Origin of the sequence: Roseibium algicola (genome assembly GCF_001999245.1) — a bacterium.
GTDB lineage: Bacteria > Pseudomonadota > Alphaproteobacteria > Rhizobiales > Stappiaceae > Roseibium > Roseibium algicola.
The window spans coordinates 5,666,880-5,679,892 of the sequence record NZ_CP019630.1 but is presented as its reverse complement, the minus strand read 5'-3'; the positions used below and the strand labels follow the sequence as shown (position 1 = coordinate 5,679,892).

The 13,013-nt window shown below is 58.9% G+C and carries 10 protein-coding genes and 1 tRNA gene; 4 read left to right on the top strand and 7 right to left on the bottom strand.

Annotated elements, in window-relative coordinates; genetic code table 11:
- Positions 1-10: 10 nt before the first annotated feature.
- The 7 genes from B0E33_RS26355 to B0E33_RS26325 form a co-directional block, all read right to left on the bottom strand.
- Entirely contained in the window at positions 11-1,210 is a 1,200-nt protein-coding gene (locus B0E33_RS26355; RefSeq protein WP_077292843.1) for a vWA domain-containing protein, read from the bottom strand.
- Positions 1,211-1,213: 3 nt separating this feature from the next.
- Positions 1,214-2,095 carry an AAA family ATPase gene (locus B0E33_RS26350; RefSeq protein WP_077292842.1) on the bottom strand — a complete coding sequence of 294 codons (882 nt, stop codon included), beginning with the start codon at positions 2,093-2,095 and terminating at the stop codon, positions 1,214-1,216.
- Positions 2,096-2,225: 130 nt separating this feature from the next.
- Entirely contained in the window at positions 2,226-4,646 is a 2,421-nt protein-coding gene (locus tag B0E33_RS26345) for an aerobic carbon-monoxide dehydrogenase large subunit (protein ID WP_077292841.1), read from the bottom strand.
- The gene (locus B0E33_RS26340) at positions 4,643-5,152 is read right to left on the bottom strand and encodes a (2Fe-2S)-binding protein (protein ID WP_022998613.1); all 510 of its coding nucleotides are present in this window, start codon (positions 5,150-5,152) and stop codon (positions 4,643-4,645) included. The genes B0E33_RS26345 and B0E33_RS26340 overlap by 4 nt, the downstream gene beginning before the upstream one ends.
- A gap of 22 nt (positions 5,153-5,174) precedes the next feature.
- On the bottom strand, positions 5,175-6,041 hold the full coding sequence (locus tag B0E33_RS26335) for an FAD binding domain-containing protein (RefSeq protein WP_077293699.1): 867 nt from the start codon (positions 6,039-6,041) through the stop codon (positions 5,175-5,177).
- Between the two features lie 422 nt (positions 6,042-6,463).
- A complete protein-coding gene (locus B0E33_RS26330; protein ID WP_077292840.1) occupies positions 6,464-7,726 on the bottom strand; it encodes an MHYT domain-containing protein in 1,263 nt (420 codons plus the stop codon).
- Between the two features lie 155 nt (positions 7,727-7,881).
- Positions 7,882-7,971, bottom strand: a tRNA-Ser gene (locus B0E33_RS26325).
- A 799-nt stretch (positions 7,972-8,770) separates the two neighbouring features.
- On the opposite strand from B0E33_RS26325, the gene B0E33_RS26320 reads away from it, so the two are divergent.
- From B0E33_RS26320 to B0E33_RS26305, 4 genes are all read left to right on the top strand, one after another.
- Positions 8,771-9,877 (top strand): septal ring lytic transglycosylase RlpA family protein, encoded by a 1,107-nt coding sequence (locus B0E33_RS26320; RefSeq protein WP_416384076.1) that lies wholly within the window; start codon positions 8,771-8,773, stop codon positions 9,875-9,877.
- Between the two features lie 200 nt (positions 9,878-10,077).
- Entirely contained in the window at positions 10,078-11,157 is a 1,080-nt protein-coding gene (locus B0E33_RS26315) for a D-alanyl-D-alanine carboxypeptidase family protein (RefSeq protein WP_208997714.1), read from the top strand.
- A 74-nt stretch (positions 11,158-11,231) separates the two neighbouring features.
- Positions 11,232-11,918 carry a dTMP kinase gene (tmk, locus tag B0E33_RS26310; protein WP_022998608.1) on the top strand — a complete coding sequence of 229 codons (687 nt, stop codon included), beginning with the start codon at positions 11,232-11,234 and terminating at the stop codon, positions 11,916-11,918.
- Positions 11,918-12,979 (top strand): DNA polymerase III subunit delta', encoded by a 1,062-nt coding sequence (locus tag B0E33_RS26305; RefSeq protein WP_077292838.1) that lies wholly within the window; start codon positions 11,918-11,920, stop codon positions 12,977-12,979. The genes tmk and B0E33_RS26305 overlap by 1 nt, the downstream gene beginning before the upstream one ends.
- The last annotated feature ends 34 nt before the right edge of the window (positions 12,980-13,013 follow it).

Genomic DNA, 13,013 nt, shown 5'->3' with positions numbered 1-13,013 from the left:
CTCCCATCGTTCAAAGTCTCGCAAGATAAGGCTCTAGGGCTTCAAGGCTGGCGAGGTTATGGGCTGGCGCGAAGAAATCGACATGAGGCAAGGCGGCGGCCATGCCCCCGGCTGTCGGTTCATATCCCTGCCAGCCAAGCAGCGGGTTGAGCCAGACAATGCGCCTGCAGCGCCGCCGTAACCTTGCCATCTCATCGCCAAGTGCTTCCGGCGCGCCTGTGTCGTAGCCATCCGACAGGATCAGGACGCAGGTGCGCGAGTGGACGACACGGGCGGTGTGCCATCTGTTGAAGTCGGCCAGCGCCGCGCCGATCTTCGTGCCGCCGCCGATCCCCTGTGCCATCAGGCCCATGCGATCGAGCGCACGGCCTGCATCGCGCTCGGAAAGAGCCGACGAGACATGCACAAGGCGTGTGTGGAAGACAAACGCTTCGGCTTCGCGGAAGTTATCCAGCAAGCCGTGCACGAACCGAGTGAAGACACCCGTGTAGTTGTTCATCGATCCGGACGCATCGAGCAGGATCACCAGCCGGAGCTGTTTCTCACGTGGGCCTTTACGCACAAGCTCGATGGGGGTCCCGCCATGAGCAATGGAACGCCGGATGGTTCGGCGCAGATCCAGCTTTCGGCCTGTTCGTTTCTGACGATCCCTGCGGGTCAGACGTATGCGCATCGCACGGGCAAGACGTTCGGCAAGGTCATGGGCCTGCTTAAGGGCGTCCGGATCGTGGAGATCTCGAAAATCCACCTTGCCGAGGTTTGCGGCAATGCTCGCGCCTTCCCGCCGCCCGGAGGGAGCGTCGTTGCTCGCCTCATCCTCTTCACCGGGAAGGCGTTCGACGTCGCCCGCAATTGTCTCCTGGCGGTTACCACTTGCGTCTATCAGCTCGCGAATGGTCTTCATGCCCTTGCGCGTGCTGGTCCCGGTGACCTTCACCCCAGATTTGACGCCCTTGCCGGTCCAATAGGCGTCGAAAATGTCGTCGAAACGGTGCCAGTCGGACAAGCGTCCGCAAAAAAGACTGCGAAAGGCAGCCTTCAGGCTTCCAGGGCGCTGTATTACCTGCGAACACAGCAACCGGCTGGCATCACGGGTCTCGGCCAATCCGACCTTGAAGCCGCTGTCACGCAGCGAGCGGACAAACCCGGCCAGCCGCAGCCTCAGGATCGGCCCGATGTCTGCTCTGGTTTCAAGGAAAAGGCCGGACATTGCTCAAGCCACCTTTCCAAGCAACCTGTCGGTGACTTCGCGGCTGACCCTGGCGCTGTCTTCACGGGTTTTCAGAACGCAGGAAAGCGTTTCAAAAACAAGTTCCCGGCTGTCTTGCAAGTTCCTGGCACCAAGTCCCAGAAGAGCAGCCGCCCAATCGATGGTTTCGGCAACGCCTGGAACCTTCACAAGGTCTTCCTTGCGCAGTTTGTTCATGAGTTCGGCGATCTGTTGGGCGAGAGCGGCATCAATATCCGGGACACGCGCCAGCAGAATTCGTGTTTCGCGGTCGGGCGAGGGGTAATCGACGAAATGATAAAGGCAACGCCGGCGCAATGCGTCCGACAGTTCGCGTGTACCATTTGAGGTCAGAACCACGCGTGGGATTGTAACTGCCTGAACCGTTCCGAGTTCCGGGATCGACACCTGGAAGTCAGACAGGATCTCAAGCAGGAATGCCTCGAATTCCTCATCTGCCCGGTCGATTTCATCGATCAGCAGAACCGGCGGCACGTCCTTTCGGATGGCCGCCAGAAGGGGGCGTTCCAGTAGATATTTCTCGGAGAAAATCGCTTCCTCGACAGTTTCCGCGCTGTCGCCAAACCCTTCCCGCGCCTTGATGGCCAGAAGCTGGCGCTGATAGTTCCACTCGTAGATGGCATCGGAACGGTCGAGGCCCTCATAGCACTGCAGGCGGATGAGATCGGTGTTCTCAAGACGCGCCAGAGCCTTCGCCACTTCCGTTTTACCGACGCCGGCTTCTCCTTCCAGAAGCAGCGGCCGCCCGAGCATTCCGGTCAGGAGAAGTGCCGTCGCAAGACCTTCGTCCGCGATATAACCGGCATCCGCGAGTTGAAGCGCTATCTGATCCTTGGTCTGGGTCATGCTGGTCCGTTCGGTGAGAAGGTCGCATCCATCGTCTTTCAGGTGCTGATTCAGAATCAGTCACGAGAGGACGATCGGAACGTCACCGCAGGCTTTGTCCCGGAGGAGCCAGCCTGCGGTAAGAAGTGCTTTATGCGTGTGCACCCAGGTCCTTGGCCGCCTGCCAGATACGCCATGCGTCATGCGGCATCTGGATATGGGTCGATCCGAGGAACTTGAAGGCGTCGTTGACCGCATTGGAGAAGGCCGGCACACCACCGACATTCGGGCTTTCGCCCACACCCTTTGCCCCGATCGGATGATGCGGGCTGGGGGTGACAGTGAAATCCGTTTCCCAGTGCGGTGTTTCGACCGCCGTCGGCAGGAAGAAGTCCATGAAGGACGCCCCCAGCACGTTGCCCATCTCGTCGTAGCGGATCTCCTGACCCATCGCGATGGCAAAGGCCTCGGTCAAACCGCCGTGGACCTGGCCCTCGATGATCATCGGGTTGATCCGGGTGCCGCAGTCGTCCAGCGCATAGAACCGCCGTGTCTTTGCAACGCCGGTGTCGACGTCGATATCCATTACACAGAGGTAGGCGCCGAAAGGATAGGTCATGTTGGGCGGGTCATAATAACTGACCGCTTCAAGACCCGGTTCCATGCCCGGTGGCGGAGCGTGATAGGCAGCCCAGGCAATCTCCTTCATGGACTTACGTGCCTGCGGATTGCCTTTCACCTGGAAGCCGTCCACGTCCCATTCCAGATCGTATTCGGAAACTTCCAGCATGTGCGCCGCGATCATCTGCGCCTTATTGCGGATCTTGCGAGACGCAAGCGCAATCGCGGCACCGGCGACAGGTGTGGAGCGTGAACCATAGGTCCCCAGACCGTAGGGCGCGGTATCCGTGTTGCCTTCCTCCACCATGATATCGGCGGCCGGAATACCGATTTCCGTGGCGATGATCTGCGCCCAGGTGGTTTCATGCCCCTGGCCTTGCGATTTGGTGCCCATGCGGGAAATCACCGAGCCGGTCGGGTGCACGCGGATTTCGGCACTGTCGAACATCGCAACACCGAGGATATCGCAATTCTTGGACGGTCCAGCACCGACGATCTCGGTAAAGAACGACACGCCTATGCCCATAATCTCGCGGGTTTCGCCGCGCTTGAAGGCTTCCTGCTTGGCCTTTTGTTCGGCGCGCAGCTCGCGATAGCCGATCGTGTCCATCGCCTTCTGCATGGCGGTGTGATAGTCGCCACTGTCATATTCCCAGCCGAGGGCCGAGTGATAGGGGAACTGCTCCGGCTTGACGAAGTTCTTCATCCGCAAGTCCGCCGGATCCATGTCGAGCTTCTGGGCCAGGATATCCATCGCTCGCTCGATGCAATAGGCCGCCTCCGTCACGCGGAACGAACAGCGGTAGGCGACGCCACCCGGTGCCTTGTTGGTATAGACCCCGTCGACAGCCAGATGCGCTGCTGGGAAGTCGTAGGACCCGGTCACGATGTTGAAGAAACCAGCCGGCCATTTCGACGGGTCGGCACAGGCATCAAAGCCGCCATGGTCAGCCAGAACATGCACTTTGAGACCAGTGACGGTACCGTCGTTCTTCGCAGCGATTTCCGCGGTCATGTGATAGTCGCGAGCAAAGGACGTTGTCGAAAGGTTCTCCATCCGATCCTCGACCCACTTCACCGGGACTCCGGTGACGATGGAGGCGACAATGGCACAGATGTAACCGGGGTAAGCCCCGACCTTGTTGCCGAAACCGCCGCCGATATCAGGCGCGATCACATGGATCTTCTGCTCCGGAATAGTCGAGAGCAGAGAGGCCACCGTTCGGATGACATGGGGTGCCTGGAACGTTCCCCAGACCGTCAACTCGCCCTTGATCTTGTCCATCGATGCAACGCACTGACAGGTTTCGAGCGGTGAGGGGTGCGTCCGGTGATAGGAGATCAGCTCCTTGATGGTGACATCGGCTTCGGCAAAGGCTCGGTCGGTTTCCTCCTGGTCGCCAACTTCCCAGGTGAAGATGTGGTTGTGGTGTTTGCGCGGCCCGTGCGCGCCTTCCATCTTGCCGTCGAGATCAGGCCGCAGAACCGGAGCGTCCGGATCCATCGACTTGAAAGGATCCGTCAGGACGGGAAGCTCTTCATATTCGACTTCCACCAGCTGAATGGCATCGTCGGCGATATAGCGGTTCTCGGCCACCACGAAGGCGACTTCCTGGTTCTGGTACAGCACCTTGCCATCGGCCAGCACCATCTGCACGTCACCGGCGAGTGTCGGCATCCACGCAAGATTGACGCCTTTCAGGTCTTCCGCCGTCAGGACGGCGATCACCCCAGGGAGTTTTAACGCTTCGGAAGCGTCGATCTTCGTGACCTTGGCGTGGGCATAGGGAGAACGGACGAAATCGCCGAACACCATCCCGGGCAGTTTCACATCATCGACATACTGGCCCTTGCCTTGCGTGAAGCGAATATCTTCCACACGCTTGCGCTTGCAGCCCATGCCTTCCAGGGCGGCTTCGCGCTGTTCCCGTGTCGGGGTCATGTCGTTCATTCTGCAGCCTCCTGAAATTCAGTGCCATTCAGCTTCGCAGCGGCGTACTGGATCGCCTTGACGATGTTCTGGTAACCGGTGCAGCGGCAAAGATTGCCCGAAATGCCCATGCGGATTTCCTCCTCCGTGGGGTTCGGGTTTTCCTTCAGCAGCGTGTGTGCACGCAGGATCATTCCCGGCGTGCAGAAGCCGCACTGCAGCCCGTGCATCTGCCGGAAGCCTTCCTGAAGCGCGGACAAGGTACCGTCCGCATTGGCCATGCCCTCGATGGTGGTCAGTTCCGCGCCGTCTGCCTGAACGGCAAACATGGTGCAGGACTTCACGGACATGCCGTTCAGCTCAACCGTGCAAGCACCGCAATGAGAGGTCTCGCAACCGATATGCGGCCCTGTAAGGTTGAGGTCCTCTCGCAGGAAATGGATCAGAAGCGTGCGCGGTTCAACAAAACGCTGCACCTTCTTGCCGTTGATGGTCATGGTGACCGGGATCTGTTCAATATCGCTCATAGTCGGTTCCCTCGATCCTGGTTCAGTTGGATGCGCGTCTTGCGGCTTTTGCGAGCGCCCGCTGCAACATCACGCCTGCCATCTTGGTGCGATATTCTGCAGGCCCACGTCCGTCCGAAGCGGGCTCGGTGATCGCCTCAGCCGCCGCGACCGCGCGGGCAACGGTTGCCGTATCGAGCGTCGAACCAGCCAGAATCTCTCCGGCTTCCTGCGCAAAAAGCGGTGTATCCGCGACATTGGTGAGGGCAATCGAACAGAAGGACACACTGCCACCTTCCAACGTCAGGACCACGGCAGCTGCGGCTGTCGCATAGTCGCCAACTTTGCGCTTCAGCTTTTCATAGGCATAGCCGTGCCCTGCAGGCGGGACGGGTATACGAACGGCTGTCAGAATTTCCTCAGGCGCAAGAGCCGTGAAATAGGCCGCCTCATAGAAGTCGCGTGCAGGCACTTCTCGTTCGCCGTCCGGCCCGGTCAGAACATAGGTCGCATTCAGGCACTGCATCAGCGCCGGCATATCGTTGCCCGGATCGCCATTGGCGACATTTCCGCCAAGGGTGCCGACATATCTGATCTGCGGATCGGCAATGAGAAGCGACGTTTCGCGAATGATCGGCAGTTTTGACGCCAAGAGGTCCGAGGCGATCAGCTCATGCTGCGTGGTCATGGCGCGAATGGTGATCGTGCCGCCGTCGTCGGAAATGCCTTTGAGATCGGCAATGCCACCAAGGTCGACCAGATGTTCTGGCGCTGCCATGCGCAACTTCATCATGGGGATCAGGCTATGGCCACCGGACAGTGGCCGCGCTTCGTCGCCATGGCTGACCAGGATCGCGACAGCTTCCGCCACGGACGATGGCCGGTGATAGGTGAATGCACCAGGTATCACGTCTTTCTCCTCCATCTGCCGGCCACCTCTGGGCCGGATGCCGGTCTTCCCGAAAAGCGATTGGTTTCGCCTTTCACCGGCAACGTCGTATCCGGACGCTGGAAACGGCCGAATTGTTCACGTTTGAGAAGGGTGCGGAACAGTGCGGCGCACACTCAAGAACGCTTGCACAAAAAGCCTGTCTAGCCACACGGATGACGTGCTGTCCTGCACGAACTGCGACAGCTCTTCTGACGCATTTCACGGCTTAAATTCAGATGATTTCAAGAAAGCAAATTAATTACAATAGCTTACAACAGAGGACCAGGCCGCAAATACCACCACCATGAAGAGTGTCCGCTTGATGCCCATTTGCACGAACGGCGTATTTTGCGGCCTTGCATGCACTGCAACACCGAAAGTGAACCTAACCGATGATCTTATTATTGGGCGGCAGCGGGCTGTTCATGGCCCGCGTGGCTTTGATGCCTGTTTTGCCCAAGCGCCTTCAATCGCGCTTTCACCCGCCCCCAACGAGACCGGCTGACAGGAACACTCTGCCCCGCATGGCCGGCAAGGATAAGAACTCCACCGTCACCGGAGCGCTTGTAGCTGACAACGCGGCTGAGATTGACGATGTGACTTCGGTGGACACGGTTGAAAGTGCGCGGATCAAGCTGCTGTTCCGCTTCACTGATGGAAAGAGGGCAGAAGAATTCTCTGCTGCCATCGTAAAGACGCGTGTAATGAGCGTCCGCGTGAATGGCATATATGTCCAGCACGCCGATCTTGGTCTTCTGGCCGTCCCGCTCGATCGGCAGCATTCCCTTGCCAAGTGGCTGACCTGGCCGGACCGCTTGAGCCGCCGCCTGCAATCCTGATGCGGTTTTGCCGCTAACAGCCATTGCGGCTTGCGCTGACTGGCCCTGCTTGTCTTCACTTGCCGCAGGCAGCCCTTCCTCTGGCTGCTGGTTCCTGACCATGCCGCTATCGGTCTGGTCTTCCTGGGCTGGAACGAGGGCCAGCAGGAACAAGCCCGACACCAGAAATGCTACGCAGGAAACGAGAATCGCCAGCATTCCGGGGCTCAGGGCTGGCGCAAGAGTACCTGAAACCGGTTGCAGCGTTTCATAGGTCAATCCTGCCATGGCCGTGTAATGCATGGCTGAAATCGCAAGCGCCAGAACCGCTGCCGAAATGACGAGAGGAGGGCGGCGGCCGAGGCCAAAAAGAAGCCACATGGCGAGACCGGCTGCGTTGAAGGCAATCAGGAAGCTGGCAAAGACGTAGGCCGGGTCATGCTCCATGCGCAAAGACCCATGCAGGGCATACATGCCGAGATAATGCATGGTGCAAATACCGCTTCCCATAACAAAAGCGGAAAGGCCGAGGCGAATCGGAGTCAGCCGCGCATTGCTCGCTGCGAAAACAGCAATGCCGACAACGAGTACACAGACGAGAAACGACAGCAGTGTCGGCAGAACGAGAAAATCAACGGCGACAGGCAGACGGGCTGCCAGCATTCCGACGAAATGCATGGACCAGATGGCAAGGGCGACGGTCAATGCTGCCCCTGCAAGCAACAGCCGACGTCTCGGGTCAATCGCGCTGCGAACCTGAACGGCAAGGTTCAAGCCCACGAAACTACCCTGAAAGGCCATCACCAGGGACAGCGCAACAAGCCAGGGCTCGTGCATCACTGACATGACGGCTATCTCCTCCCAGTAGCCGCCGCCGCAACAAGCGACGGTTCCTCCGGATCAGATGATAGGGGAAAGAGAAATCTGCATCAAATTACGCGTGATACCGACGTACATGTTCATCAGCCGCCGGATCAAATTGAAATGTGCTGGGAAAAGAATGGCGGTGAGGGTGGGATTCGAACCCACGGTACGCTCTCACGCACGGCGGTTTTCAAGACCGCTGCCTTAAACCACTCGGCCACCTCACCATGCCGGTGCCTTGGCGGCCCGGCTGTGCAAACCGTTTCCTTTTTCTCACTCGGAAAGTCAAGCCGGAATCACCAGCATGAAGTTCAGGCGGGCGAAATCGTGTGGATGTGCGGGGAAATCAAGCTCCTTTGGGATGTTCCCGCGCCGCTTGCACACAGGGGCAGGACGGGCAGTGCGGGCGCAGGAACATCGCCAAAGGGTAGGGGCCGCCGGTCCGGTGTCGTGGGCAGGGTTTTGAACCGGCGGCCGAAGCTGGAGGTGGGGTCCAGCATTGCTGTGACAGGGCGGTCATCAGCAATGAGTTCACCCTAGGCTGATTTGACAGGTCTGAATGTGATGTACGTCACAACTGATCCGAATGACGATTTCTTCTCACCTGTGTCCTGTGCGCAACAGCCGGCAGCAGGCAAATTGACGTAGTTTTTAGTCATATATTTCAGACTGTTACAACAAACAGACGTTGAGAAATGAACCTCGGGTCGTCTGAATCCGGTGGAGAGTTGAATTTGGGCAACGCGGCGGCCTCGACGGGCAGTTTACTTTGAAGTAATAAAACTACGCTTTAACAAGGGCATATGCGGGATGTGCAGCGGGGGCTAGTGCGTCTTGCGGGGACTGATCTGAAGATCGGAACAATGCCTTGAAAACCGGTGTGGACCGAACCACACGCCGGAATGATCGCGTGAGCTGCGGGGCCGCCAGCGCGTAAGTGAGTAGGACGGCAGTATGCAAGGGACAGGCGGGAAATCTTGCCGGGTGACAAACCAGGTGGCAGGAACGTCTTCAGGGGAACCAGCTGTGACGCTTGATGGTAAATCGCGTCCTGCACGGAAACTCAGCGCCCAGTTGCGCACGGGATTGATTGTGGCAGCAGCGGTTTCGGCCGTGGCAGCCTGCAGCACCGCGCCGCAGCAGCAGAAATCAAAATTCAGCCCGGAAAAATATGGTGTCAAAGGCAGCCCGAAAATGGTTGCCGAAGGCCAACCCGTGCCGAAAGGTGGCGGACGCTATATCGTCGGCAAGAAATACAAGATTGCCGGCAAGTGGTACTACCCAAAGGAAGACCCGGACTACAAGAAGACCGGTCTGGCTTCATGGTATGGGCCGACTTTCCACGGTCGCAAGACAGCCAACGGCGAGGTTTTCGACCGGAACTCCCTTACCGCTGCGCACACGACGATGCCGCTGCCGTCCTATGCCCGCGTGACGAACGTGGAAAACGGCCGCTCGATGATCGTTCGCGTCAATGATCGCGGCCCATTCCACGGCAACCGCGTCATCGACCTGTCTGAACGCGCAGCAACGATGCTTGGCACCAAGAGCGCCGGCATCGGCAAGGTAAAGGTCGAGTACGTTGGCCGTGCACCGCTGCACGGACAGGACGAAGGCTTCCTTATGGCCTCTTACCGTGGCCCAGGTGCGGTCGAACCTGGCGCGACAATGCCGGGCACAATGCTGGCACAGGCCGAACCGCAGCAGGTTGCGCCTCAGCAAATCACACCGCAGGTCACCTTCGGGGCTGTTCCGGCGCCAAGCGCACGTCCTTATCTGACCACCGCATCCACGACCACGGCTTTCCGGGCGAAGCAGACAACCTTGACGGTTGCCTTCGATCCGGCGCAGGCATTCGAAGCCGGCAAGCCGACAATCGAAGTTGCGTCCAACAACCGCTTCGAGCCGGTCGAATCGGCCTATTCCGCTCCGGGTCTTGCGCCCGCGGAAGGAACACTCGGCGTGCTGCGCGTCCCGGCTCCGGGAACGTCCGCAGGTCTCGTGTCAGGCAGTGCAATTTCCTCATTTGCTGCGAACCGCCGAATTTCCGACGCGCATTCGCTGCTTTCAAATGTGGCCGACACGGGCCTTTCGATGCGTGAGCTGGTGGTCAAACTGGAAAACGACGGCTAATCGGCCCGGAACCCGGAGTAGGTCCGGCTTCTTCCACACGCCGCGCCTGTATCTATAATTAGGGCAAGCGGTTCATGGCCTCCGCATATTCTGTATCCGGATTTTTGAGAGCGTCTCGTCGCCTTGTCGGGCGAGGGGCGTTTTCTGCTTTTTTTGTCGTCTCTGCGTTCGCTCTCCCAGGGAATGCAGCCGAAACCATCGTGACGAAAGCTCCGATGGCTTTCCTCTATGAGCCCGGCTCCGGCACAATCCTTTTTGCCAAGGAACCTGACCAGCCTTTCGCTCCCGGCGCTCTCGCCAAGGTCATGACAGCCGCAACGGTTTTCAAGGCAGTGAAAGAAGGCGATCTTTCGCTTGATCAGACTTGCAAGGTCAGCGAACACGCCTGGCGAACCGGCGGCGCTCCCTCGGGTCGTGGTGCCACAATGTTCGCCGCCATCAAATCCGATATCTCTGTAGAAGACTTGCTCAAGGGATTGCTGGTTCACAATGGCAACGATTCCGCCATCGTGCTTGCCGAATGTCTGGACGGGTCCGAAGAAGCGTTTGCTGTGCGCATGAACGAATTCGCGCAATCCATCGGCATGAAGAACAGCCGCTTCGGCAACCCGACTGGCTATCCGGAGGTCCCAAGCCAGACCACTGTCCGTGATCAGGCAAGGCTTGCGGAGTACATTCTGGAGAGCCACGCGGATCTTTATCCGATGTTCGCTATCCCGGAATTCACCTGGAACAAGATTTTCCAGCGCAACAAGAACCCCTTGCTCGGTGAAATCCGCAACCTTGACGGCCTCGGCGGCGGCAATGATGCAGAATCAGGATATTCCGGCCTCGGTTCGGTGGACAGGAATGGGCGCAGAGTTATTGCTGCGGTTGCGGGTCTTTCGTCGGACAAACACCGTCTTCAGACACTCAAGGAGGTCATCGAAGGCGCCTGGGAGTATTTTTCCGTCCAGACATTGTTTTCATCGGGCGATGTTGTTGCGGACGGCCGGGTGTTTGGCGGTGTGACCAGCAGTGTTCCGCTGGTGTCCGAGAAAAGCGTTGACGTGCTGCTGCCACGAGGTGGCACACTCGATTACAGGATACGCGTTATCTACAACGGACCGCTCCCCGCGCCAGTCAACGCTGGAGAGCAGGTTGGCGAAATCCGGGTCATCGGCAAGGATGGGATCGTCTACCGCTCTCCATTGGTAACCGGTGGCGCTGTTGCGGAAGGCACCATGATCGGCAGGGCTCTGGACGGCCTGCAGGAGCTGCTGTTCGGCTGGATCGGGTAAACGGTGCACAAAGATTGCAATTGCTGCTAAAGCCGGTGACAAAGACCAACAAGAACTAGCGGAGCCGGGATAGGGTGCCAGGACATTTCATTACCTTTGAAGGTGGCGAGGGGGCCGGAAAATCGACCCAGATCGCCCGCCTGAAAACCTATCTTGAAGGTCTGGGGCTATCCGTTGTCGTAACCCGCGAACCAGGCGGCTCGCCAGGGGCCGAGAAGATCCGTGCAATGCTGTTGTCTGGCGGCGCAAAGGACCTCGGTCCTCGCGGCGAAGCAATGCTTTTTGCCGCGGCACGCGCAGACCACGTGGATACCACCATCAAACCGGCACTGGAGCGTGGCGACTGGGTTCTCTGCGACCGCTATGCCGATTCGACCTGGGTTTATCAGGGCGAGGCGGGCGTTGATCGCGACTATCTGAAACTGCTGGAAACGGCCGCTGTTGCCGGCATCTATCCCGACCTGACGATCCTCATCGACGTTCCGGTAGAAGTCGGGCTTGGACGTGTAGCGGAACGTTCTCGCACGGATGACAGCGGTGGCCCAGACAGGTTCGAAGGGGAAGAGCTCAAGGTTCATCAGCGAAGACGTGAGCTTTTTCTCGAACTCGCAAGAAGCGAATCCTATCGATTTGCCGTGATCGACGGTGCCAGGGAGCCTGCTGAGGTCGAAACGGCCATTCGCAATGCCGTGCAGGAAACCTTTGCCGGCGACCTGAATGAAGGCGGCGCATCGGGCGTCACTGCTGAAGAGGCGCACTGATGGCCCGTGCCAATGCACCGATCGACATTCCTGAAGTTGATGCTCTTCCTGGCTATCCGTTGCCCCATGAGCGGGACATCCTGATCGGACACACCAAAACGGAACAGGCTCTTCTGGAGGCCTACAGGTCCGAGCGACTTCACCATGCCTGGATCCTGGGCGGTCCGAAGGGGATCGGCAAGGCGACGCTTGCCTTTCGTTTCGCGCGTTTCGTGATCGCAAATCCGGACAGATTCGGACAGCAGGTTGCCGCCGCGCACGACCTTGCGGTTGCGCCCGACCATCCAGTGTCCCGACAGCTGAAGGCAGGAGGGCATCCGAACATTCTGCATTTGCGTCGCCCCTGGGACGAGAAATCCAAACGGTTCAAAGCCGACTTGCCGGTAGATGAGGTGCGCAGAACCGTTTCCTTCTTCGGTACCACAGCATCCGCCAAGGCCTGGCGGATCTGCATTGTCGATGCTGCGGACGACATGAACATCAGTTCCGCCAACGCGCTCCTGAAGATCCTTGAAGAACCACCGCAACGATGCCTGTTCCTGGTGCTGAGCCATGCACCAGGCCGGCTGCTGCCGACAATCCGGTCCAGGTGCCGGCGCCTCGATCTGGATCCCTTAAGCGAGCAGGAGGTTGGTCAGGGCCTGCACGACCTGTCTGGCGGATCGGTTGCCTCGGCGGATGACCTTCGTGAACTCGCTCAAACAGCCGACGGCAGCTTGCGATCTGCCATCACTTTGCTTTCGGGAGATGGTCTTGCAATAGCCAAGGGCGTTCGTCAGCTCGCCGACCGTCCGCAACAGCTCGATCTTGCCGCTGCGCATGCATTGGCGGATCTGGTGGCCGCACGCGGCCAATCCGACAATTGGGAGAGCTTTCAGCACATCGTTCAGATCTGGCTGCATGACCGTATGCGCCGGGATCTCGGCAAGGGGGTGCGTGACGCACATGGGATCGTCGAGATCTGGGAAAAAATGAACAAGGCGATCCGGGATGCGGACGCGCTCAATCTCGACAAGAAACAGGTCGTGCTGGATTTTTTCTTCGCTTTGCGTGCAGCCTGACCCGTCAAGGCCCACCAGGCGGCAACACAGATTG

Coding starts and splice junctions, on each gene's coding strand:
- B0E33_RS26330 (WP_077292840.1), bottom strand. CDS start 7,726: ATGTCAGTGATGCACGAGCCCTGGCTTGTTGCGCTGTCCCTGGTGATG.
- B0E33_RS26350 (WP_077292842.1), bottom strand. CDS start 2,095: ATGACCCAGACCAAGGATCAGATAGCGCTTCAACTCGCGGATGCCGGT.
- B0E33_RS26305 (WP_077292838.1), top strand. CDS start 11,918: ATGGCCCGTGCCAATGCACCGATCGACATTCCTGAAGTTGATGCTCTT.
- B0E33_RS26340 (WP_022998613.1), bottom strand. CDS start 5,152: ATGAGCGATATTGAACAGATCCCGGTCACCATGACCATCAACGGCAAG.
- B0E33_RS26345 (WP_077292841.1), bottom strand. CDS start 4,646: ATGAACGACATGACCCCGACACGGGAACAGCGCGAAGCCGCCCTGGAA.
- B0E33_RS26355 (WP_077292843.1), bottom strand. CDS start 1,210: ATGTCCGGCCTTTTCCTTGAAACCAGAGCAGACATCGGGCCGATCCTG.